Annotated in this window: 15 protein-coding genes and 1 pseudogene; 6 read left to right on the top strand and 10 right to left on the bottom strand. The window is 48.1% G+C overall.

What is annotated here, in order from left to right; genetic code table 11:
• Positions 1-92 precede the first annotated feature (92 nt).
• Positions 93-2,084 carry a hypothetical protein gene (locus GZ78_RS24645; protein ID WP_034842336.1) on the bottom strand — a complete coding sequence of 664 codons (1,992 nt, stop codon included), beginning with the start codon at positions 2,082-2,084 and terminating at the stop codon, positions 93-95.
• 626 nt (positions 2,085-2,710) lie between these two features.
• On the opposite strand from GZ78_RS24645, the gene GZ78_RS24650 reads away from it, so the two are divergent.
• From GZ78_RS24650 to gcvT, 3 genes are all read left to right on the top strand, one after another.
• Positions 2,711-4,090 (top strand): L-serine ammonia-lyase, encoded by a 1,380-nt coding sequence (locus GZ78_RS24650; RefSeq protein WP_034842338.1) that lies wholly within the window; start codon positions 2,711-2,713, stop codon positions 4,088-4,090.
• A gap of 177 nt (positions 4,091-4,267) precedes the next feature.
• Positions 4,268-7,198 (top strand): aminomethyl-transferring glycine dehydrogenase, encoded by a 2,931-nt coding sequence (gene gcvP, locus GZ78_RS24655; RefSeq protein ID WP_034842341.1) that lies wholly within the window; start codon positions 4,268-4,270, stop codon positions 7,196-7,198.
• 144 nt (positions 7,199-7,342) lie between these two features.
• Complete coding sequence (gene gcvT, locus GZ78_RS24660) at positions 7,343-8,461, top strand: glycine cleavage system aminomethyltransferase GcvT (protein WP_034842343.1); 1,119 nt, start codon at positions 7,343-7,345, stop codon at positions 8,459-8,461.
• Positions 8,462-8,518: 57 nt separating this feature from the next.
• Here the strand turns inward: gcvT and GZ78_RS27875 are convergent, their stop codons facing one another.
• The 6 genes from GZ78_RS27875 to GZ78_RS24690 form a co-directional block, all read right to left on the bottom strand.
• On the bottom strand, positions 8,519-9,550 hold the full coding sequence (locus GZ78_RS27875) for a Wadjet anti-phage system protein JetD domain-containing protein (RefSeq protein ID WP_051786517.1): 1,032 nt from the start codon (positions 9,548-9,550) through the stop codon (positions 8,519-8,521).
• A 5-nt stretch (positions 9,551-9,555) separates the two neighbouring features.
• Positions 9,556-14,415 (bottom strand): coiled-coil domain-containing protein, encoded by a 4,860-nt coding sequence (locus GZ78_RS24670; RefSeq protein WP_034842345.1) that lies wholly within the window; start codon positions 14,413-14,415, stop codon positions 9,556-9,558.
• Entirely contained in the window at positions 14,402-15,220 is an 819-nt protein-coding gene (locus tag GZ78_RS24675) for a hypothetical protein (protein ID WP_034842349.1), read from the bottom strand. Before GZ78_RS24675 ends, GZ78_RS24670 begins: the two co-directional genes overlap by 14 nt.
• A complete protein-coding gene (locus GZ78_RS24680) occupies positions 15,217-16,611 on the bottom strand; it encodes a hypothetical protein (protein ID WP_051786518.1) in 1,395 nt (464 codons plus the stop codon). Before GZ78_RS24680 ends, GZ78_RS24675 begins: the two co-directional genes overlap by 4 nt.
• 144 nt (positions 16,612-16,755) lie before the next feature.
• Positions 16,756-18,057 (bottom strand): anaerobic C4-dicarboxylate transporter, encoded by a 1,302-nt coding sequence (locus GZ78_RS24685; protein ID WP_034842351.1) that lies wholly within the window; start codon positions 18,055-18,057, stop codon positions 16,756-16,758.
• Between the two features lie 619 nt (positions 18,058-18,676).
• On the bottom strand, positions 18,677-20,272 hold the full coding sequence (locus GZ78_RS24690) for a bifunctional aspartate transaminase/aspartate 4-decarboxylase (protein ID WP_034842353.1): 1,596 nt from the start codon (positions 20,270-20,272) through the stop codon (positions 18,677-18,679).
• Between the two features lie 301 nt (positions 20,273-20,573).
• Here GZ78_RS24690 and GZ78_RS24695 point away from each other — a divergent pair, with 301 nt between their 5' ends.
• On the top strand, positions 20,574-21,656 hold the full coding sequence (locus tag GZ78_RS24695) for a hypothetical protein (RefSeq protein WP_034842355.1): 1,083 nt from the start codon (positions 20,574-20,576) through the stop codon (positions 21,654-21,656).
• On the opposite strand, the gene GZ78_RS24700 is transcribed toward GZ78_RS24695, so the two are convergent.
• The 3 genes from GZ78_RS24700 to GZ78_RS24710 all read right to left on the bottom strand — a co-directional run bounded on the left by GZ78_RS24700 (position 21,634) and on the right by GZ78_RS24710 (position 23,974).
• Positions 21,634-21,912, bottom strand: a complete 279-nt coding sequence (locus GZ78_RS24700) for a hypothetical protein (protein ID WP_152558930.1) — start codon at positions 21,910-21,912, stop codon at positions 21,634-21,636. The genes GZ78_RS24695 and GZ78_RS24700 overlap by 23 nt on opposite strands.
• A 357-nt stretch (positions 21,913-22,269) precedes the next feature.
• Entirely contained in the window at positions 22,270-22,746 is a 477-nt protein-coding gene (locus GZ78_RS24705) for a LabA-like NYN domain-containing protein (protein ID WP_034842357.1), read from the bottom strand.
• 67 nt (positions 22,747-22,813) lie between these two features.
• On the bottom strand, positions 22,814-23,974 hold the full coding sequence (locus GZ78_RS24710) for an RNA-guided endonuclease TnpB family protein (RefSeq protein ID WP_034842359.1): 1,161 nt from the start codon (positions 23,972-23,974) through the stop codon (positions 22,814-22,816).
• 68 nt (positions 23,975-24,042) lie between these two features.
• Between GZ78_RS24710 and tnpA the strand changes: the two genes are divergently transcribed.
• Together tnpA and GZ78_RS30520 are read left to right on the top strand one after the other, a co-directional pair.
• The gene (gene tnpA, locus GZ78_RS24715; RefSeq protein ID WP_034842362.1) at positions 24,043-24,483 is read left to right on the top strand and encodes an IS200/IS605 family transposase; all 441 of its coding nucleotides are present in this window, start codon (positions 24,043-24,045) and stop codon (positions 24,481-24,483) included.
• A gap of 78 nt (positions 24,484-24,561) precedes the next feature.
• A pseudogene (locus GZ78_RS30520) lies at positions 24,562-25,178 on the top strand (IS1595 family transposase); the annotation flags it as partial.
• Positions 25,179-25,236 lie beyond the last annotated feature (58 nt).

Consider the following 25,236-nt stretch of genomic DNA (forward strand, 5'->3'; position numbering starts at 1 on the left):
AATTCGTTCTATACGGGCGGTCGATTGCACTTATTGTATTAATCCAGCATTGCTTGAATCCAGCGTCACTTAGCCCAGAGACACCGCTAAACCTACACTCTCCCTTTCATTAATTCTGCCCCCGCTGCCGCCGACTTTTCAGAATTTTCTACTATTTCCTGGCTTTTCTTTAACTCATCAGAAGACAGCGACAATACACCAATTCGCTCACAGTTTTTCAAATGCTGCTTACGCCGCTGTACTTCATCTGGAAAATCCTTTAACGATGGCAGCGCTGTTATAACCAGCAGCTCAATCGTAGTTGCAAAAGTCCTGCTTCCTGGGTCGGTAAAGGAAAAACTGGCATTTTTGATGCCTTCCCAACTTAATGAAGCACCTGAAAAGAGACAGTCTTTTAGCTTACTCCCCTCAAAACTCATAGTTTGCCAGCCAAGATGAGAAAAATCACAGCGCTCAAACTCAACATTTTTAAAACTGTCATAGCCTTTCAGCAACTGTCCCTGACTGATATTGAGCGTCACTCCACTACTGAAGTTGATGCCTTTCAAGCAAGCTCCCTGTTTAAGGTCAACACCCATAAGACTCTGGAGTCTTCCCTGTTTAAGGTTCGGATTTATCTGGTTCAACATGTCATGCTGTGATTGATCGACCCCCTCCATTAAAGATTGCCGGCAGGCTGCTGCAAGATCGGAACCATTTTTTCTTCTTAATACAGAATTGTGATGCAGTTTAAACTCTCTTTCTGTAGTAACAGAGCTGGAATCTATATCCTCTTCTTTAGCATCCAGAAAATCGAACTTTCCAACGATATCAGTCATCGCCATACAAAGCGCAAAATAAGAAGGGTCTGCAGTGACCGCTTTAAAATTATGAAGCTCTTCACTAGACGGTGATGAAGACGAAAGCAGTTTTTCACTGCTTTCCAGCCCCTTTTTCAGAGCGTTAACCATCACCTCTCTTTCATGAAACGAGAATAATTCCGGCATTTCCAAAGTAGCCGGAGGATAACCATGAGCCAGCAGGAGATATTGAAGCAATAATGTGAAGGTCCTTCCATTGACACTGGCAAAAGGATGAACAAGTTCCAACTTGGCAATACTGCAAGACACCGCCCTGAAAAAGTCCTCTTCTACCAAATCACTATTCATAGCCAAATTAAGGCGGTGCAAAATATCTGAGATACAATCCTTTATGAACTCTCCACATAATGTTTGGGATTTTATATGGGCAGCAACATTCTTTCTGACAGATTCAGAGACCTTATTCAAAGCCTTTTCTCTTCTTTCTAATACTTTTTTACTATCACCTTTGGAGCTTGAGCCCAACAAATCATCGTAAAATGCTTTAAGAGGTCCTGGGTACTTCATGAGCAGTACACGAAAACAGCTATGAAACACCACTGGATTATCCTGATGTTTGATGAGTACCTCTATTTCTTGAGCAGTGATCGGAATATAGATATTTCCTTTCTCCCCATGGAGCCTCAACTGAAACTTGGCTTTTTTCATAGCATCCTGCTCGCCATACCAGTTACACTGCCCCTTGTGGATCACCTCAGCCTCTTTAAGACCTGCAGGATCAAAAAGCTGAATCTCATTATGTTTTTCATGACACAAAGGGACCAGATAAAACGCGCCTTGCTCAGAAATATAATGACCCGCATTAGCTCGTTCAAGATGAGCAGCAACGATGCTGTGCAATGTCAATAAAAATTCATGCGTGATAACAGGAGGTTCTCCTGCCTTCAGTGATTTCAATGAGTTGACAATGAATGTCCAGCCAGCCATCAGGTTTTTCAAACAACCAGGTTCACGTTTTTCATAAGCCTCTACACCTTTCTCCCGGGACAACAAGCAACCATCCACTAGCAACCTTGGTAGTTCTGTGGTCGGAAATTTTTTCAGCCGCTCAAGGCCGGTCTTCGGATTTGATGTAACTCTATTAATTGGCGCTACCTTACGATGAGACACCAACGTAGCTTCCCGCTTATAAGGCTTACTTGTGTCTGAACAATCGCTATTTCCAGTAAAGTCTGACGACTCTGCATGAAAAGCAGGAGCGCCAGAATAGATACCACTGATCATCGTTTAAGCTCCTTTTCATAGAGGATTAATTGAACCTGCATATATTACTGAGTGCTATAAAGACTATTTACACTCTTAATTCATAGAGAAGTTAACACGGAGATAGTTCATTCTTTGTTAGATACTCTGACAAAGAATGACAGGCAGGGTGCCAGAGCGCTGATACCCCTGAGTGGCCAATCAAGGCATTGTTTAAGACGGATCGCAGGCAAAATTCAAACCCAATCTCACCCCATTATTGTGAAAGGTGTTATAGAAGATGTTGTAGTGGAGATGGATGGTGGAGATGGATGGAGAACATATCAAAAATGGACAATTGCATTAAAATGGAGAAGTTCTGGCTCAAACAAATTCCAGATAAGAACCTGCCTGAATAAGAATGCCCTTCCCTAACCCATTTGTTTCCTATTGGAAACAAATGGGTTGATGTGAAACCTGCAGATTTGTTACTCTTCGAATACCCTGAATGCAGGTTGAACTTTACTCAAATCTTTTAATTCAGGAGGCTTATCCAGGAAAAACATCGGTTCCTGTCCGCCCAGGGATGAATCTCAAGACAGCAGTACCGATAAAAGCCTAAGGCATATGCGGTTTTTATGAGATAAGAATACAGACGGAGCCATATCATGGGACTGAGCATTTTCAACCTCTTTAAAATTGGAATCGGACCTTCGTCTTCTCACACGGTGGGCCCCATGGTGGCCGCCAATCGCTTTCTGGATGAACTCCAAACGAACACACAGTTTGATCAGGTTCAGCGGGTGAAAGCCGACCTTTATGGGTCATTGGCTATGACCGGAGAAGGGCATGCCACCGATGTTGCAGTGCTGCTGGGACTGATGGGAGAACAGCCTGACAGCGTTGATCCTGACAAAGTCACAGACTATATAAGACATATAAAATCCCACCAGCGGCTAAAACTGGGAGGGGTCAGAAACATCCCCTTTCATTGCGAATCCGACCTTCTTTTTCATTTTGGTAACTCTCTGCCCAACCATCCCAACGGCATGTCATTGACTGCTCTGGATGCTCAGGGCCAGACACTCTATAAAAACCAATACTACTCGGTCGGTGGTGGTTTTGTGCTAAACGAGCAGGAAGCCTCTTCCAGTCAGTCCACCAGCCATCAGTCTGCCCCTATTCCCTACCCGTTTGAAAATGCCCAGGATTTACTGGATCAGGGGAATCAAAACAGTCTCTCCATTGCTGAACTGGTGCTGGAAAACGAAAAGCACCTCAATTACAGCCAGGATATTCCCGGAGACCTGATGGCTATCTGGCAGGTTATGGATCAGTGCATCCAACGAGGCTGCCAGCAGACCGGCACATTGCCTGGCGGGCTTGATGTACAGCGTCGGGCCTGTGACATGCACACACGCCTGATTAATAAACCGAAAGAGCAGCGAGATGATCTGGAAAGCATGGACTGGGTCAGCCTTTTTGCCCTGGCTGTGAATGAAGAAAACGCCGCTGGAGGCCGGGTTGTAACAGCCCCGACTAACGGTGCAGCAGGCGTTATTCCAGCGGTTCTGGCCTATTACGATCGTTTTATTCCTGGCAGTTCGGATCAGGGTATCCAGGCTTTTCTGGCCACCGCAGCGGCGATTGGCATGCTTTATAAAAAAAATGCTTCCATTTCAGCCGCAGAAGTCGGCTGTCAGGGCGAAATAGGCGTAGCCTGCTCAATGGCAGCAGGTGCACTCTGTGCTGTTCTGGGTGGCAGTAACGAACAAATTGAAAATGCCGCAGAAATTGGCATGGAGCATAACCTCGGACTGACCTGCGATCCGGTCGGAGGGCTGGTTCAGGTGCCGTGCATAGAACGAAATACCATGGGAGCCGTCAAAGCCATCAATGCGGCAAGACTGGCTCTACAGGGAACAGGCCAGCACAGGGTATCACTGGACAGCGTGATAGAGACCATGCATCAGACGGGCCTGGACATGCAGGACAAGTATAAAGAAACCGCCACCGGCGGACTGGCAGTTAATGTAGTCATGTGCTGAGCCCATGACTACATTAACTGCCAATAAAATCAAAAATAACCAGCACTCACCCCCCGGGCACTTCCGTATACACGGACTATCCATGGGAGCATGAGCCGAAACGTACGGTTCAAAGCTGTTTTTAGACCATCATATGGCTGTCTCATCCACCGATAGCCGGCAGAGAAAGGTAGAAACATGGCTGTTGATAAACAGGCACTCAGCGCTCTGGAACAGGGCAACGCATTTACCGGTCGTCACATTGGCCCGGATCATGCCCAGCAGCAGGCGATGCTGTCCGAACTGAAACTGGAATCATTGTCTGAGCTCATTGAACAGACGGTTCCAAAATCCATTCGTTCACTCGCTGTTTCAGGCGAAAGCACTCTGAATATCGAAGCAGGTAAGACAGAAGTTCAGGCTCTGGAATACCTTCGTGCTCTGGCCGACCAGAATCAGGTGAACAAATCTTATCTGGGTATGGGCTATTACAACACCCACGTTCCCAACGTCATTCTCAGAAACGTACTGGAAAATCCGGGCTGGTACACAGCATACACGCCCTATCAGCCAGAAATCTCTCAGGGCCGCCTTGAAGCCCTGCTGAACTTCCAGCAGATGGTTATGGATCTGACGGGCATGGAAGTAGCTAATGCCTCTCTGCTGGATGAAGCCACCGCTGCTGCAGAAGCCATGGCACTCTTTTACAGAACCGGGGGCCGTCGCTCAAACCATAGTAAGCATCAGGTATTCTTTGTTGCTGACGATGTGCACCCACAAACCATCGACGTTATCAAGACCCGTGCTGAGCACATGGGTATCCAGGTAGAAGTAGGCAACCCCAATACCGACCTGGAAAAGCACGATATCTTCGGTGTCCAGCTGCAATACCCTGGCACCTACGGCCAGATCACTGATATTGCCAGCATCGTCAGCAAAGCCAAAGAACAAAAAGCCATGGTGTCCGTCGCAACAGACCTGATGGCTCTGATGCTATTGAAATCACCGGGTGAACTGGGTGCTGATATTGCCCTGGGCAGCAGCCAGCGTTTTGGTGTTCCCATGGGCTTTGGCGGGCCACACGCAGCGTTTTTTGCTGCCAGTGAAAAGTTGAAGCGTTCTATCCCCGGACGCATTATTGGTGTTTCCATCGACAGTCGAGGCAACCAGGCCTACCGCATGGCGATGCAGACCCGTGAACAACACATCCGTCGTGAAAAAGCGACGTCCAACATTTGCACTGCCCAGGCACTGCTGGCCAACATGGCTGCTTTTTATGCGGTTTATCATGGACCACAGGGTCTGAAGACGATTGCCGAACGCATTCATCGCCTGACCACCATTCTGCAGAAAGGTCTGACGACTCTGGGCGTTCAGTGCAACAACACCTACTTTGACACACTGACCCTGAAAGTGGGCAGCCAGCAGGAAGCTATTTATAACCGCGCCATTGAAGCCGGCTGTAACCTGCGTCGCATCAGCTTCGATCAGCTGGGTATCAGCATTGACGAAACCACCACTGCTGAAGATATCACACAGCTGTTCAATGTTATTCTGGGACAGGGTCAAGATCTGGATATCCAGACCATAGACAGTCAGATCACGGTTTCCGGCATTAAAGAAAATCATCGTCGTACAGATGCCGTACTGACTCACCCGACCTTCAATAGCTATCATTCTGAAACCGATATGCTGCGTTATCTGAAGCGTCTGGAAAATAAAGATTACTCTCTGACCCACGGCATGATTCCGTTGGGCTCCTGCACCATGAAACTGAACGCCACGGCGGAGATGCTGCCGGTTTCCTGGCCTGAATTCGCCAACATTCACCCATTTGCTCCAAGAGATCAGGTCAAGGGTTACATGACCATGATCAATGAACTGGAAGCAGCACTGGAAGAGATCACTGGCTATGACAAGATCTCCATGCAACCCAACTCAGGTGCCCAGGGTGAGTACGCAGGCCTGCTGGCCATCCGCAACTACCAGGAAGCCAATGACCAGGCCCATAGAAACATCTGTCTGATTCCCTCTTCTGCTCATGGTACCAATCCTGCTTCTGCGGCCATGGTCGGTATGAAAGTGGTCGTCGTTGACTGTGATGAAAACGGTAACGTAGATGTTGAAGATCTGTTGGCCAAAGCAGAAAAACACAGTGAGAACCTGTCTTGCCTGATGGTCACCTACCCTTCCACCCACGGTGTTTATGAAGAAGAGATAGGCAATATCTGCGATATAGTTCATCAGCACGGTGGCCAGGTCTATATGGATGGTGCCAACATGAACGCTCTGGTTGGTATTGCCAAGCCCGGTAAGTTCGGCTCCGACGTCTCTCACCTGAACCTTCATAAAACCTTTGCCATCCCTCACGGTGGCGGTGGTCCAGGCATGGGTCCTATCGGAGTAAGAAGTCATCTGGCGCCTTATTTGCCTAATCACAGTGTCAGCCCCATTGAAGGCAACCACGAAGGCATGGGCGCAGTGTCTGCTGCTCCTTTTGGCAGCTCTTCTATTCTGCCGATCAGCTATTTGTACATTGCCATGCTGGGACAGCAGGGCCTGCAAGAGTCCAGTGAAGTAGCCATACTCAACGCTAACTACATGGCCGAGAAACTCTCTTCACACTATGACGTACTGTATCGTGGACGTAACGATAAAGTGGCTCACGAGTGCATTATCGACATCCGTCCTATCAAGGAAGCCAGTGGCGTTACTGAAGAAGACATCGCCAAACGTCTGATGGATTATGGTTTCCATGCGCCTACCATGTCCTTCCCTGTGGCAGGGACGTTGATGATCGAGCCTACCGAATCAGAATCCAAAGATGAAATTGATCGTTTCGTCAGTGCCATGGTGGCTATCCGTGAAGAAGTTCGTAAGGTTCAGGAAGGTGAATGGCCTGCTGAAGATAACCCGCTATGCAATGCCCCGCACACTATGTCGGACCTGATCGACAGTGACTGGAGCCATCCCTACAGCCGTGAAGAAGCCGTCTTCCCGCTCAAGGCTGCCTTCCCGTTGAAAGGTTCTATTGCTTCCAAGTACTGGCCAACCGCTAACCGAATCGACAATGTCTACGGCGATCGAAACTTTATCTGCTCCTGCCCATCGATTGAAGACTATCGATAAGAAGACTATCGATAAGAAGACTATCGATAAGAAGACTATCGATAAGAAGACTATCGAGAAGAAGACTAACGTCGTCTGAAATCCAGCATTGAACCGGGGACGTTAACTCCCCGGTTTCTACACTATTTTCAGGGAGTGTCTGTAATGACCGAACTCAATAAAACACCACTGCACAGCCTGCACGTAGAGCTGGGCGCGAAAATGGTGCCTTTCGCAGGCTTCGATATGCCTGTTCAATACCCTCTGGGCGTTAAAGCTGAACACTTGCATACCCGTTCTAAAGCAGGTCTGTTCGATGTTTCCCATATGGGACAGATTCGTCTGACCGGAAACAACCCGGCCAAAGCGCTGGAAGCTCTGGTACCCGTAGACATTATTGATCTTCCTGAACGCAAACAACGCTATGCCCTGTTCACCAATGAACAGGGGGGTGTGATGGACGACCTGATGGTCACCAACGAAGGTAATAACAGCCTGTATGTTGTGGTGAACGCTGCCTGTAAGGATCAGGACATTGCTCACATGCAGGCTCTCTTGCCTGAAGACGTGATACTCGAAGTTCTGGATGATCGTGCACTGGTTGCTATCCAGGGTCCGGAAGCCAAAACAGTTATGGCACGTCTGGCACCTGAAACTGAGAAGATGGTGTTTATGGACTCTGTCCATATGACCATTGAAGGCGTGGAAGTCTACATTAGCCGTTCTGGTTATACCGGTGAAGACGGTTTTGAAATTTCTATTCCACAAGCAGATGCTGACACATTCTGTCGTATGCTGCTGGACCAGCCAGAAGTAGAATTCATTGGCCTGGGCGCCCGTGACTCGCTGCGTCTGGAAAGTGGACTGTGCCTCTACGGCCACGACCTGGACACAGAAACTACGCCTATCGAAAGCAGCCTGATCTGGGCCATCAGCAAGAACCGCCGCAACGGTGGTGAGCGCGCTGGCGGATTCCCGGGCGCAGACAAGATCCTGAGCCAGATAGAAAACAAGGACTTCTCACGCAAACGTGTAGGTTTGATGGGCAGCAGCCGGGCACCGGTTCGTGAAGGGACTGAAGTTGTTAATGCCGAAGGCGAAAAGATCGGTGTTGTCACTTCCGGTACTTTTGGACCCACCATCGGTGCACCCGTAGCCATGGCATATGTATCTGTTGAGTATGCAGCTCTGGAAACAGAAGTATTCGCACTGGTACGAGGCAAGAAACTGCCTATGACGGTGAGTCGCATGCCGTTCATTGAACAGCGTTACTATCGCGGTTGATCCAGTGAAAGAAAGCCCGGTTTCCTGGGCTTTCTTGACTATGAAAATCTTCCCGACTTAAACGTTATCAGGCAATTTCATCCATTGTTGATCCTCTATTCCTCCAAGGAAGTACGCCTTGATGACACTATTTTCCAGGCTCTCCTGATCCAGTCCATTTGCATAACGACTGTCTCCTGCATTCTTCTGCCCTTCCTTACCCACGGCTTTTACATAAGGGTGATGAAAACCTGTTTCCACTTTTTCAATCATGGGTAAATAAAGATGGCTCAAACGACATTGTGGGTACTGTTGTCTGATTGCACGGTAAATCTTGATCCCTTCATGATCAAGATCCCCCCAGAAATACAGTTTCGGATGATCTAACAATGTCAGAAGATCCTGCTCGGCCCCTCCTCTGGAAATACCCACAACTGACTTTCTGTTTTCAATGACCTGAAGCCAGCCCAGTCCATAGCCAAAGGTGCTTACTAATCCAATTCTTTCATGTAAACCCAGCTCTATACAGGCCTCAAAACTTTGGGGATTTTCTATCAACAGCACTTGCTCCGGATGCTCCGGGCCCGCCGTCACCACATAGCTGATCGGTTTTCTGAACAGATCCGGATCAATACCAAACAACTGAAGGTTTCTTTTGCCCAAGGCTTCAAGCAGTTTTGATGAGCCCAAAAGATATCGGGCTGACGCTTCAAACGCCGTCATCTGATAAGCATCGGGCAAATCTGACTTTAGTGCGAGCAGCCCCTCAAACAGTGTCTGCATGTTCTCTTTAGACCAGTCTGACAGCACCCCGTGACAAGGAGCCAGTGCAGCGCCATCAGGACTATGGCTGAGAACTTCATACCAATACCGCTCTGTTAAAGGCTCTGTTGGCGTCACCAGACAGGATAATTTTCCAAAGCGGACATCATTCTGGGAAGAGATGATTTTATCTTCCTCAGCCAAGGCCTTCAGTATCGCCTCAATAACCAGAAGGCTCTCTATTCCAAGCGCTTTCTTAATCATATTGGGCGCTGAACTGGCATTGGTTTCTGTCCGCTTTTTTATAAACCAGTCAAGCACTCGCACTTTGTCTTCTTCAGAGAACATTACAACTACGCCTTCTCATGATCTACATGCAAATGGAACAGGCTGGTTTCCCCAGTATTTCGTCCGACAGAAGCCGGGCTGACCCGAACACCTTCCTTCACCGTGACATGACCTCCCTGCCCCTGAATACCGCCAATCACATTGCCCACCAGATAAGTCGGAAAAATGCCCGAATCATTCTCATAATTAGGGTTGTGAATCAGCCCCACCATCTGGAACCGACCACGGGTATTACGCAGGGACTCCAGTGAGTCCTCAATTAACTTCTTATGAGAAAGCTTACTGAAGAGACCGTCGAGAATGATGACCGACTCACTGGATTTCCGCTCTTGCCGGCGATACTGGCTGGGCACTGATTTCAGCTCTCGCTCAATGGCAAACTCAGACAGTTTTACTAACCACATCAGGGAAACGGCTTCACGCTGCCCCTCACTCATGTCCTCATTGAGGCTGAAAAGGTTACCGTGTGGACGAATAGCGTCGTGTTTCAGACGGATACTGATATGGGTAAAAAGTTGACGATAGATCTGACTGCGAAGATTCTGACTGAGTTCCTTGCGCTGTTTTTCTTCACTGCCAACAGGTAGATTCTGAGCTTTTCGAGTGCGAATCTGGCGCTGATTGTCTTCAATTTCTGCCAGTAGACTGCGAACCAGGTTTCTAATCCCTTCCTCGCTGACGATATCCGCCTGAATCACAAAATAAGCGTTATCTCCGGTAGAATGCTGAGCCACACGTTTCAGGATTTTGAGGTTATCCACCGAGTGCATAATAATGCTGGATAGCCGCTCATGAAGCTTATCTTCATAACCATTCATCGATTCCTGAAGTTCATCGAGAATACGGGTGCTGTGGTCGATTTGCTCATCCAGGGTACTGATCATACTGGCGAGCTCTTTTAAAGCGCTCTCGCCTGCTTCGTTCAAACCCGTTAGCCGGGTCTGCTCTGTAGCGTTAAACAGCTGTCGCTCACTATTCTTAATACGTCCGAGTACATCCCGGAAACCTTCTTCGTGTTCAGAATGTGCTTTTTCCTGCCGTTTAAGTTCACTGCTCAGCTCTTTGATGTTCTCAAGTTCCAGTTGTTCACCCAGAGCCAGAGAACAGTGACAGATCTGATCCCTCTCCATCACGTCTAACCGGCAGGCTTCCTGATACTGCTCTGCTTTTTCAAAAAGAGCCATTTCTTCCAGCTGCTCAAGGTCGGGAGCGGGCAGCTCTGCCAACATGGATTCACTGAAATGAGAAAGCTGCTTTAACCATCGCTCAGCGGTCTCATCTATCTGATGAATCGCTTTCAGTTGCTGAGGCTGTTCATCCTGAATTCTGCCGATCTCAGCATTTTTGTCGTCCTGTACGTCTCTGGCTCGATTGATATGACTTTTAAGATCTGCAATCTGTTTTTTCAGAGCCGCGGTACCGCCTTCGTCGCTGCGAGCATTCAGATAGGCCCGGATACGATCAAACTTCAAACTGGCACAGGCCTGTGCCTGCTCCAGCTGGTTTTCCAGTGATGTCTGAGTCGCCTCTGCCCTGTCCATAAACTCAGGGCCACCGTCCTGAAGGTATTTATCCAGTGAAGCTAACAGATCCGCTTCTCCTGGCTGATAAACATTATCCAGCTGAGCTTTTCGTTCTGTGATCTGCCTTTGATAGCTGTCCAGAGTTTCCTGACAATTCACCAGAGCTTCAGACAACTGTTGCTGCTTGATGGTTTGCAGCTCAATCTCAGCCTTTAATTCATCCAACCGCGCTTTACCGCCATCAATCAGGAATTGCTCTGCCTGATCCAGCTTGCGACGGTTTTCGCCACTGAGTTGACTTTCCAGCTCACTCAGCTGCTGCGTGAGCATATCCAGCTTTGACTGCAAATGGTTTAAAGAGTCCTTCAATACTTCGACCTGAGCATTACCGCCCAGTTCTAGAAATTGTTCCGCAGAACGAATCAGTTTGCGATTATCCGGAGCCAGCTGTTCCAGTAATACGCCCAGGCGGGAGCCCATTTTCTCCAGAGCCATCCGCTGAAGAGGCAACTCTTTCTCTGCCTGCGCTTCTACAGCTTCTACTGCCGACTTTGCCAGTCGCACGCTGTCAGACTCAGGATGGTAGAGCTCAAGCCCCTCATGAACATCCACCCGCTCAGCCTGAAAGCCTTCAAGCTTAGCCTTTAACTGCAGCTTCAGTTCCTCAATCAGTTTAGGGTTCAACAGAGCACGAACCGCCAGACTTTCATAGCCGATAACAGCGCCTAACAGCGATCCATTCTCTGCCACTACTTTATGCAGCGAATCCCTGGTAAAAACCGGTACCGGCTGGCGATTTTGGGTAAACAGTTCTGCCGCCTGTCTGGCCTCTTCAAGGGAGTTTAAAACAGGGGCAAACAATAGATTGTGAGCTTGTGCCAACCACTCAGACTTACGCTCGTCGTCGCCTTTAAGTAATTCTGCAATAACTTCGTGCAGAGGCTGATGCGCCATACTCTGTTCATTGAGAACACGGGCGCATTGAACTTCTGCAGCACTGGGGCTGATCGGATTGGTTTTTAAATCTTCCAGTTGTCGTTCAATATCGAGAATTCGGGACTGGATCTCTTCATGTTGCGTCAACAACCGAGGATAAGCCTGAGTCGCTTTAAGCAACCACTGGGACGCTATGACCCCGGGAAAATCTTGCTCAAACTGTTGCAGGTCTGAAGCCAGTATCTGCAACTTGCCTACTCGTATTTCCTGCTGGGAAATCGCTGCATCCAGTTCCGTTTTTTCCTGCCAGAGTGCTTCCTCCAGGCCTTCAGGTTGCTGCCCTGGATACTGTTCAAGAAAGGCATTGTATTGTGGCTGGAGTCCTAGAAGAGTCTGTAATTGACTCTTGGCATGTGCTCGTTGCTGAGTATATTGACTCTGACTGTCTCTGAACTGCCGCTGCTGATGCTCCAGCCGACTGATCAACCCTGAAATATCTTCTCCGGGAAACAGTGTCTGAACATCATTAAAGCTGTTACTGAGCTTGTCTAATCGTTGAAATTCCGATTCCAGTCCCGGCAGTTTCTGCCCAATAACCTGCAACTGACTATTGAGCTCCCTTTCTTGTCCTTGATATTTATCCTTGTGACTTTCTAACTCCACCAGCTGATGACTCAGCTCTTCCCGTTGCAGATCCTTCTCCTGAATCAATTCATCGGGAACCGCCTCATGACCATAGTCACGCTGGAACGTTTTCCAGCGATCCACTAACCCTTTGAATCGCCCCTGGGTTTCCAGAAATTGTTCGTAGCTACCCTTAACCGCTTTCAACCGGATTTTGACGCTCGCCTCTGTTTCATCCGGAGCGTCTAACTCCTGTTCGGTAAACAGCCCCTCTTTCAAGGCATCGGTATAGACAGTTTCATTGTCAGTAAATTCTTTATCCCTGTTCACCAGGACTTCGTGCTCACTTTCCAGCTTTCGCTGGCTCTCCTTCAGTTCCTGGCACTCCACTTTCAAGGTTTTCAGATACTCCTGATCCGCGAGATAGCTCTCCCGAAACGGGTTAGTATCCAGATCAAGAAAGTGGTCGACTGCCTCCTCCAGAGTTTCCAGACTATTAACTCTATCAGCGTCATCCTTAAACAACTGTTGGCTGTCTTTGAGAAACCGGATAGTTTTTCCAACAGGATAAAGTCGCATGGACTTGCCCCCTGCCCAACTGGCTTTCGGGCTATACACGACGGCCGTCCTGTCATGACGATAGCCAGACAGCTGTCTGCTCTCCAGATACTCTTCTACCTTGCGGGCACCACTGCCCGTAATTTTTGCCAGTGCAGAGAGAGGAACCAGAGGTTCAACCTCACCGGGTCGAATCGCCATTTCACCCGCTAACTGTGAAACCGTTTCCTGCTCATCGTGGCTGGCAGGAATTCCGGGCAACCCTTTATCGCTAATGGTTGCCAGACAGATCGCCTGTGTTTCCAACTGCTTTCGAGCCCTGTCGCGCAGAGAACGGGTTTCAGCCAGCTTGCCACCGGATCGATCAAGTTCTGCAAGACGCTCGGCCTTATTGCGATTCCGCTGAAGATCGAGGGTCTTTTCATTAATTTTGTGGCGCAACTCAGATACATTGCGACCGGAATTAATGACCAGATCTTCAATAAACTCTTCGGACTCGTCGGTTTCCCCCTGGCTGGCACCCGCCAGAACTTGTGGCGCCAGCACTTCATAAAAGAATGCCTGATCTGCCTTTTCGCCTGGACGGGGTTTTATCGCATTAAAGATCTGACTTTTATCAGCTCCCCCTTCTTTTTGAAAAGAGGCCAGCTGCTCCAGTTCCTTCCGGCTGATATGAAGACTGATAGCCTCCAGCCAGGATTCACGATCTTTGGGCCGCTCTGGCTTCAATTGCTTAAAGCTGTGCTGAAAATGATCGTTACTGAACAGTTGCAGCTTGCTGTCTGCAGTAATGCCACTAACCGGTAGCTGCTCAAGACGACCATGAAAAAAATAGAAGCCGACATCAGTATCACTGTGCCCGTACATACCAAACACCCATTGCTCGGTACCGCCCACACTGTCACCGGCTGCAGCCAACATATCGGATTGTCCGACATGGCCGGACGAATAACTGAACTCCACCCGAATATGTGTCCATGGACGCCCATCTCTGGAAGGCGACATTTTTCGACGGGTTTTTCTTATCAGACTCCGGTCACGAGACAGCATTCCAATCAGAGCATCGGACAATGTTGTCTTACCAAAGCCATTTTCCATATTCATGGCGGTGGATTGACCACGCAGGTTCAACAGCAGGTGACGCATTTTCGCGTCCCATGGGCTGCTAACATCGCCATGTTTATTCAACAAACTGGCGATTTCAATACGATTAATGACGGACATCGACAGACTCCTGAACCGTTTGTATTTCTTCTTCGGGCTGACGGCTCTCTGCAGGCAGAATAATCCGTTGGGCAATATCGTCAGGAATCAGGTGTCGCAAGTGATTCAAGCCACTCTGCTCCACTTCCAGCGCCCCCAGCAGAGTTTGCTGGAAAATATTCTTACCCTTTTCGGTAAGAAGACTGGCATCCATCAGACAATCAATGAAGTTCCGAACCCGACGGGAAATATCTTCACCTTTTTCGGTCAGAAGAATAGCAATCTGACGGGGAAGCTCCTGATCCTGAAGCCCTCCGCGTCGCAGGGTTTCCAGATGCGTCTTAAGGGCATCCAGCAGCTCTTCCTGACTGAATACCGCGTCCTGATAGAGGCTGACATCGGAAAGAGCCCGATTATTGCGCGTATAGAGAAGCCCTAACATCAGCATCCAGATGTGTATAAACCAGACCGCTGTTGTTTCCTGTGATTCCTTACGGATACTCAACTTCTGAATCAATGGCTGCTGGCTGAACATGGTGGGCAGCTCTGCTTCAGGATTGCGAAGCATCAGGTAAATCTGGCCACCGGGTGGAATGCCCGGGTAGTCCGCACTGTCGAACATAGCCAGTTGGAGCCCCTGACCCGCCAGAAAAGAGCGGAATTGCTGCATCTGTTCTTCATCGGCATCCTTCAAGATGCAACAGGCATCTCTCTCAGAGATCAGGCCTGTCTGGGACGAGCGGCGTCGACGTTCCTGAGGCTGACTTTCAGCAATTCGATGGCGAAGCAGAAAGGCATAGACTTCACCCATTTCCGTCATATTCATGAATGGACTTCCCTGGAAAGATTGGAACCTTGTGTCATAAGAATAGGATTATCACCATGCAAACGACGACCGTCAGGTAACTGGATATTGAGACCATTGTATTCAATTGCAACCGTCAAATCAGACTGTAACTGCTCAGTATCCACAAACATATTAATCAACTGGGGCAAAAAATCTTCCTGCTGCCCGCTTTCATGATGAGTGTGCCAGCCATTGCAAATGGCCTCCCCCAAAGAGAGTGGCCCTTCCTGAAGCCGGTCACGAATAGGTTGCCCAAAAAGATTAAGAAATCGTTGCAGCAACAGGGATTCTGCACTCTCTTCTTCAGAGTCTTCATACACCAGACTTCTTGGGCTGTTGTCGGCTCGCTGGTTATCCAGCATGCCCTGAAAATCACCGGGTGCAGGAAGGTTAACCGCCAGACCAAAAGGCGCTGTCTGAGCGAAAACAGAGGTTAGCAAATCCATGGACGGAGGGGTCCAGGCCAGGTTCAGCGCAGCCTTATGAAAGTCTATAACGCCCATACTCTGGATACGGCCTTCAGCAATATCTCTGAGCAGATCCGTCAGCCGCCGATTGAGGTTCTCCAATGCATTGAGAATTCGACTGAAGGACTGGTTAATCATGGACAAATCCCAATCCAGTTCCTGCTGTGCCGCCCACTGATAAAAACGTTCGTGAATTTCCGGACGCAAAAACTGATTCTGGCAGTCCATAATGGTCGCTTGAATATTTCGAGCCGCCATTTCATAGTGCTTGCGATTATTTCGAAAAGATTCCAGCTTACCTTCCAGAGCTGGGTTCTCCCGAATTCGACGAACCTCCTGGGTTAAGCCTCGAATGGAGAGCAGGATGGAATCGCAGATCCCGGGAATTCGATCAAAGTCACTGCGGGCAATAGCAGAAACTATTTTGGCGGCGTCATGCTCGCTGTAGAGAATATCATCGACTTGCCTCGATAAGATGACACTCTGCCGACCAGCCTGAGACAGTCGTATATGTCCAATCTGGGACTGTTTCTCCAGCAGAGCCGTCCCTTTGGTACTGGCCGTCACAGCACCTTCCTGCTCACTTCGCTTACGAAAGTAAAGTTCGCTGGGGGTACTGAGCACATTGGCAATGTAAGCCAGATCTTCGGCTGTCAACTCTGGAATCTGTGGCTGTAGATGATTCAAACAGCGTACCTGAGGAATGTACTGGCCGTTAGTACGGTAGTCTTCCTCAAGTAGAAACTCCAATAGCAAGCAAGCGATATCCAGCCAGTATCCATCACCCAGTCCAGGCCGGCTCTCTACAGAGACATTGATATTTTCTGAATGCCTTTCGTGATTACTGTCGTGTAGATCCAATAAGCGCAAAGTGGATGACAGTAGGTGAACCCATGGGGTCATGCATTCTCCGGATTAGCTAAAAGTTTTTAATTATAACGGGAAATTATAATGCAGATATAGATTGATGAGGGGAAGAAAATAGGCAAAAAAACGTTGGAGGCCAAGGACAAGCGACCTGCCTGAAAAGGCAGGCCGGAGTGTCAACTAGACAATCATGGGAGCTAGAACGAAAGCAAAAGCCACACAAAGAGCAATACAAATAGTACCAGGCAGGAAGAATGGGTGGTTGAAGACCAGCTTACCGATACGGGTTGAGCCCGTTTCATCCATTTCCACTGCCGCCAACAGTGTGGGATAAGTCGGTAATACAAACAGTGCAGATACGGCTGCAAAGGAAGCAATGGCTGTCACAGGGTCAACCAGTGCCAGAGCCGCTGGCATCAGAGCTCTTGTGGTAGCAGCCTGAGAGTAAAGCAACATGGAAGCAAAGAACAAGGTAACCGCCAGCAACCATGGGTAGCTGTTCAGGACATCACCCGCCAGCGCTTGAATAGAGTCAATGTGTGCGCCCACAAAAGTGTTACCCAGCCACGCTACACCCAGTACGCAGACGCAGGCACTCATACCTGACTTGAAGGTCTGGGCATTAAGAATGTTAGCGGAATCAATCTTGCAGAATATAGTAATCAGGCCTGCCGCAATCATCATGAACACCATAATGGCAGAGTCCCGTGGCAAAACAGGGTTTTCAATTAAACCCACGTTACCACTAATGGCCGTAGCATAAAGGACAACGGCCAGAATGCTCAGGGCAAAAATAGCCACTGACAGACCTGCACCTTTCTTGCGTTCTCTGCGAGCCTTGTTTTCTCTCAGAGTAATCTGACCGGCTTTCAGCCTTTCCTGATAAATAGAATCTTTATCAAGATCCACACCCAGGAAGTTACAAATAACCGCTGTTACCATGACGGCAGCAAAGGAAGTCGGAATACAAATGGCCAGGAGATTCAGATAACCGATGCCATAAGGCTCAAGAAAACCACTGAATACCACGACGGCTGCAGAGACCGGAGATGCTGTAATCGCTATCTGCGAAGCAATCACGGCAATGCTGAGAGGGCGGGATGGTCGAATGCCATTTTCTTTCGCGACTTCAGCAATAACAGGCAATGTAGAGTAAGCGGTATGACCGGTACCCGCCAGAAGCGTCATAACGTAAGTGACAGTAGGTGCCAGAAAAGTAATGTATTTGGGTTTACTGCGAAGAATTTTTTCTGCCAGTTCAACCAGATAATCCAGACCACCCGCAACCTGCATGGCAGCCACCGCACCGATCACTGACATGATGATCAGAATAACATCGACAGGAATCGCGCCAGGTTCCATTCCCAGGCCCAGGGTAAGCACCAGCACCCCCATACCACCGGCAAAACCTACGCCGATACTACCCAGCCGGGCCCCAAGAAAAATGGCCCCAAGTACGACAGCTAACTGAACCCAAAGCATGAGTGCTTCCTCTTTATACTAATACTGCTTCCGACAGGTCATGACGAGCACTCCCTGACACGAAAAAATTAAGTATTAATATGTTAACCAATAATCAACAAAGAAATAATTGGTTTCTATACTAAGTATTTGCGGCTTACCGAAGACTTATACCAATCGCACTTTCAAAATCCCCTGCTGTGCAGCCATTTGAGTCCAATATTCTGCGTTGGGGATCGTCCCCATAGCTACGGCTATGACTCCTCACCCCGCCTTTATGCCCTGTGGGTATTGCCTATTGGACTCAAATGGCTTGCTCATAACGGGGTTTGAAAGTTTGATTGGTAGTACTCGTAAAAGGGTATACACAACTGATTGGCGGTCGAATAAAGACCACCCCATTGAGCGAACACTGAACAGTCTGAGTCAGTTTTCAGAGAGAGAAAACCCTGAAAATCCGGGCAATAACTTCTGCCGAATTCGCACGGTAAAAGACAGACAACTGGCACGAGCACTACTTCAGATATTCGGGGAAACAATGGATCAGAACGACCCACCCTCGAAGAAGTAGTGAAGAGGCTGCAAGCATTGACACCATGAATTCAGTGAAATAATTGAACGCAAAGCCCCCGACTTTCCATCAGGCTGAATCCTCATCAAGATACTGCTGATAAAATTCATCCAGAAATCTTTTAACCGACTGACCGATCAGTTTGTATTGATACATAGTCAAGTTTGCCAGGGATACCCGGGCTGAAGGGTGTTCAATTTCAAAGCCTTTACCGGGCAACAGCACCACTCCAGTCTCTTCAGCCAGTCGGTATAGCAGCCTTGGCTTATCATCCAGCTTTCGGACCCAGTCTTCAAAAGGACTGCCATGTACCTCAAAAGCAATTTCATACAGATCCAGCACTGTGTAGTATTCAGCATTCCCCGCTAATTCCGGTGCCTTTATCCCCATGCTCCTGTAGAGCATTTCGAATCGGTCATGAATCAGTTGCCTTGCTGATTGCTTGTAGGTATCTGCTTTATCGAGGAGACTGGACAGGGCAAACAATGTCATTTGAACCTGCTGTGGCGTTGAAAGCCCAGCGGTATGGTTAAGAGCAACATCCCGACTGTCAGCAACGAGACGATCGATAAATCCGAGCGCTTCTGGCTCTTTGGTCAGCGATGAGTAGCGTCGATTGATCACCTCTTTCTCTTCTTCCGGCAACGCTTTCAGCTTCTGATCAAATACATTGTCCCCGTTAAGACAGATTGTCCCCAACCGCCAACCTGTCGCCCCATAATATTTTGAAAAAGAGTAAACACAGACCGTGTTTCTGGGACAAACCGTGAACAAGGAGCGAAACGCTTCGGTGAAAGTCCCATAAACATCATCGGTAAGAATCATCAGATCGGGCCTCTTATGCTCAACAAGATCAGCCAGTGCTGAAAGCGTAAGATGATTCATACAAACAGAGGTTGGGTTGGCAGGATTCACTACACACAATAATTTGATCGCAGGATTTTCCAGCTTATGGAGTGCTTCTTCAGTGAGTTGCCAGTCATTGTCGGGGCTCGATTCAATTTCAACGACATTGAACTGGTATTCCGGCAACTCAGGAATTTCCAGATAGGGAGAAAAGATAGGAGTTGCTAGTGCAATGGTATCGCCTTTATTCAGCAGGCCGTTGCTGAAAAGACTACGAAACAGGTAGGTCATGGCAGCCGTTCCACCTTCCGTTGCAAACAGCTCAAAGTCACTCTGACTCCGATTCCCTTTGTTAATTTCCTGAATGATAAACTCGCGAACAATAGCCTCTGCACAGGGAAGCATTCGGGGTGGACTCGGGTACGAACACCCCAAAGTCGCTTCCACCAGCTCACTCAAAAACACTTCTGCCTGAATCCCCAGATGACTATTGGCATAAGAAGCGGCTGCCTGAAGGAAGTGAACGCCCTGCTCTTCCGGATTCGCCCGAACAAACTGATCAAATCGATTGACTACCCCAGAGTGATCAGGCCTTCCTCCAAAACCGCCATGGAGATGGCTAAAAGATCTTTCAGCCTCTGACAGAGAAAACTCATAGAGCTTAAGAAAGGCATAACGAGGTAAAGTGGCAATAAAATCCGGATTCCCTCTTCCGGCATTCAACATCATGCTTTCATGTTTGCTCCTGGCCAGTTCAATCAACCGATCTTTTATTTCGAAAGGACTGAGATCATCGGACATTTCATCGATCGACTGCATACTCACCACCCGGTTTCAGACTTATTCAGCCAGAATTTAAAAACAGATTTCTGGAGATTAGGCCAATATTCACATCCTCCCAAATGTTGAATCCCATTTGGGTTAAATCAGAATTAGCGGTGGTGATTAGACAGGAACTTACTACAGCTCATGGCTCAGGCTCATACAACTGGCGGAATGCACCTACATTCTCCGCTCATCCTGAGCCTGTCGAAGGATACTGGCAATACGCTTCTTTGAACTTTCCAACAACAGGTGTGTCTAACTGCCTTGTTCTTATAGACAAGGAATGTAAAACACTATGAACAGCCTGAGCCCCAACCCCTCTCCTGACGTCACCAGCGATGCAGCCGTTTATGATCAATGTCATAAGCCTGATGGTATCTCTGTGACAGAAGCAAGACAGGAACCCGGTCTCAGAAGCCCCGATGTCCAGCCAGAGCATAAAGCAAAAATAACCAGAGATATCACTTTACCCGCAACTCATCCATCAAAAGCATTCAACGTCACTTTCAATTGGGCTCAAGTACCCGTAGATAACTTTGGCAAACATATTGAGCTGATTCTGGGCATATTCATGGATCTCGGGCTTTCAAAACCGGAACAAGCTGGCGTGGAGTATACTCTTCAAGCGTACAATGACAATGTTATTGCACTTCAGACCAACACCCTGCCCGATCACAGTGTCCTATCGGAGTTTGTTTATGGTGACTTAGCCAAAGAAACCAAACATTTTCCCAAGAGCCTTCAAAATGAACTCAACATGCTCAGCCTGCACTTTCGTATCCTTCAGGCTTCCGAGTTTTATAACTTTGCTTTGCTGGATAAAGAACTAATGGCTGACCTAAAAGCGTTTATCCAGGAACAGAAAGATCCCAGAGTTGAAGAGTTGATGGCCGGTTCAGGCTGGCTCAATAAGTCACTGACAGAGCTGGGAGTCGATGTTGTCTCCAGTGATAACTTCTCACTGAGAGGAATCAGAACCGCTTTTCCAGAAGGCCTGGCCAAAGCGTTTGGAATACAGGAGCACTACCACCTTATGAGACCTGTTCCTGGAGCAACGGTAAGACAGATCAATGCCATTAATGCATTGCAGGAAAGCGATAGAAACATCGTTCTGATGTGCTATCCAAACCCCAACCCGACCTACCTCCGCAAATTACTGGATGAAAGCAAGCGCACGGGCAAAGTGGTTATTCACATAGCTCCTGATGGGGAAAGCTTTGACAAGCTCATTCCTTCAGAAAAATCGGGAAGTACTTTTGAAGTCCTCAAGAATGCTCCCGTTTCAAAAATCAAAACCCAGATTCTCGAGATAGGTTACTGGAAAGATCTTCCCAAGCCCTGGCAACCTGTGACTCCTAGAGCTGAACTTCCACAGTAAAAGAAACCTGATCACTCTGCCCGCCCTGATCCGTCACTGAGAGCTGATAAGTTCCCGGCTCAGGCATAGCCATTGTTAATCGGGATGACCTTTCATCCAACAACTCCCCATTCAGGAACCAGTACCAGTCCGGCTGCCCGCCAATAGCCTCAATCTGTAATTGTGCCTGTATTGCCGTTGTATCGTGAGCCATAAAACTACTGCCGTCGGTTAAACCATGAATGCGAACTCCACTGACAGGTAAAAGCTGGGACAAATCCTAAGTTGTTCAATGCCCCATCGTAGGCCACTACCCAGTGCAATAGTCCAGAAGTCTCCAGGAGAACATAGGGACTGTTCACCAGGTTCACTTAAAACATCAACTGAAGAAATACCTGCATCAGTGAATAATTTTTCGACAGCAGCTGATGTCGTGATTCTATCCCATGGGTTGAATTCTGAATAATGCGGGGTTGATCACGAATCAATCAGGCTGCTGCGGGCTCGGGTCATGGAGACTCCTGTTCGATAGGGTAAAAATCAGGAACAGGAGGAAAATAGTTCAACCGCTCGGTTGATCAAATGTATAGATGTCTCTTATATCCTCAGTTATACCTTAACGCTTACCTGTTAATTATTTCAGTAGCAGAGACTCGTTAATTGGAATGAATTTACTTGAAGCGTCAATTAACGCAGTAGACGTTAAACTTGGCACACCATACACTTCCACATTCTTGCCCCGGTCAATTCTAAGCTTTTTGGCAAGAAGGTCGAAGTCGCCATCTCCCGAAACCAAGACAATGGTATCTGCAAGATTGGCATATTCAATTGCATCTATAGTTATGCCCACATCCCAATCACCTTTGGCAGAACCATCAGACCTTTGTATGAAGGGCTTCAGTTTTACTTCAAAACCAATGGCTCTCAAGATATTTTGGAACTCACGCTGCTTTTTATCACCACGATCAATGGCATAAGCAATAGCCTTTACTACTTCTCTACCACCTGTAGCAGCCATCCAAAATTTATTGTAATCAAAGTTACGCCTATAGGTTTGCCTGGATGTGTAATAAACGTTTTGTACATCAACAAAAAGCGCTACTTTTTCCATGATTGGATTCCGGTATTTTTGATAGTCGTGACTGCTCCTCGCCCTATCGGGCAAGGCTTCTGACTTCTTAGGCAGCAACCGGCAGTGTGCCGGACTTACGCTGGCCTTCATCAGCAGAGACGGACAGCCCTTCCGCCTTTAACTTCAAAATGCCTTGCCGCTTTATGTTGATGGCGGCGTTAATGTCCCGATCATGGACAGCTCCACAATCACACGTCCATGACCGGACATTGAGCGGCATTTCCTCTTGCTTTCGATCACAGCAGGAACAGGTTTTTGACGAGGCAAACCACTGGTCAATTTTCACTAGATGTTTACCGGCCTGTTTCGCTTTGTAGTCGAGCTTGATGACGAAGGAATGCCAGCCTGCGTCGGCAATGGATCGGGCAAGGCAATGGTTCTTGACCTTCAGCGTCTCCACAACCACCGCTTGGTTTTCGTCAACGAGTTGTCTGGACAGTTTGTGCTGGAAGTCATTACGGGCAAAGGCGACACGCTCATGCGCCTTTGCAACAAGTAGTCTGGCCTTGGCTCTGCCTTTGGAGCCTTTCTTGCAACGGGACAGCACTTTCTGCTTGCGCTTCAGGTTTCTCTGGGCGTTCTTCAGGAATCGTGGATTACTGGTCTTCAGCCCATTGCTGGTAATGGCGATATCGGTCAAACCGGCATCTATGCCCACAACCTTGCTGGCTTGCAGGGCAGCAACCGGTTTACTTTCTGACTGGCCATCTTCGGCAAGAATGGAAGCGTAATACTTGTCGCTGGCCGTTCTGGTCAAGGTGATAGACTTAACCTTCCCGGCTATCTCCCGGTGAACTCTGGCCTTGATGGGTTGGCATTCAGGTACCTTGATCCAGTCATTGCCCACGGAAACGGAGGTGCAGTGGTAGCTACTTTGCTTACCATGCTTTGACTTGAATCGGGGAAACCGGGCTTGCAGTTTAGGGTTAAAGAAGTTCTGGAAAGCCTTGTCCAGATTGATAATGGACTGTTGCAGTGCAATCGAATCAGTCTCTTTCAGCCATGAGTACTTGCGGCTTTTCTTGGCAGTCGCCAGCAATGGCTTCAGGTCTTTTTTCGGGGAGAGGTTCTGTTCCCGTACCCTGTAGTAATGGGTCTTGATAGCCAATACCTTGTTCCACACAAAGCGCACAGAACCGAACTGGCGATTGAGAAAATCCGCCTGTTTCGGTGTCGGGTAGATGCGTACTTTGGTGGCTTTCAGCATAGCTATTTACAAGTGAGCGTTCATTACTACAATGCTTGAAATAATATACTTATTACGGGTTATTTCAAGTGAGTGTACACGATAAGGATTTACTGCATGACTACCTTCGCAGACGGCATAGTGTTACGAAATTAGTGGTTCATCTGGTATTCACCACGAAGTACAGAAGAAAGTTGTTTGATGGCTACATGATCCAACAATTGAAGGAAGCATTTGAAAGCTCCTGCCAAAAACTGGAGTGCGATTTGCTTGAAGTGAACGGTGAACAGGATCATGTGCATCTACTCATTGCTTACCCCCCAAAGCTGGCGATCAGTGTCATGGTAAATAACTTGAAATCAGTATCGTCCAGACGGTTAAGAATGCTGAATACACACCTTATGACGCAGAGCAAATCTGGAAGGTTGTGGTCACGATCTTATTTTGCCTGTAGCGCTGGAGGTGCAACTATTGAGACATTGAATGAGACATTGAAAGAGTACGTGAACAGTCAGAGTACACCCGAATGATTGAACCAACTTGCAGGCGGAACGCTCTGCGCGTTCCCGTCTTATATCCCCGCCCGCATTGGGCGAGGGTTTACGACGATTTTGCTAAAGACGTCTTTTCGTTGGAGGCATCGTTTTCTTCAGGTGATCGAGCAAGATCAGGCAGAAGAGCTTTCTGGTATTGTCGAGTTAGATGAAACTCTGTTTCGGGAATCATTCAAAGGCCAGCAATCTCGCATGCCCAGGACGTCCCGCAAACGGAGTAACGATAAAAAGCCCTTGCCGAAAATTTCCTGTAATGGTGGCTCGCGATCGTCAGTCTCAAACAGTTGATGGCCTACTGGAAACGACCAATGGTGATCAGCTCTGCAATATCTAGCATCTCTATAGAAGCTGTGATTAGAAGCTGTGATGTGTGCTGATGCACATCTTGCTCATGAGAAACTGGCCAGAAAACCGGGGTTTACTTTCAAAGAACTGGTCAATTCAGAGGGTCAAAGAGTGCTGGATGACATTTTTCATATACAGCATGTGAATGCTTACCACAGCCATCTCAAAAACTGGGTATCAGCAGTCTTTCACAGCGTTGCCACGAAATATCTTCATCGTTTCCAGGCTGGAGGCGACGATTGACAGAGGCTCGGAAGCTGTCTGTAAAGAAATTAACTGAAGCTATTGTGGATCATTGGGTCAACCAACCCTTAAAGGTAACTTAGCCCGTGTGCACAATGACAGCAAGGAGGCAGGATCAGCAAAAAATGATTTAAAACTCTT

Source organism: Endozoicomonas numazuensis (assembly GCF_000722635.1).
GTDB lineage: Bacteria > Pseudomonadota > Gammaproteobacteria > Pseudomonadales > Endozoicomonadaceae > Endozoicomonas_A > Endozoicomonas_A numazuensis.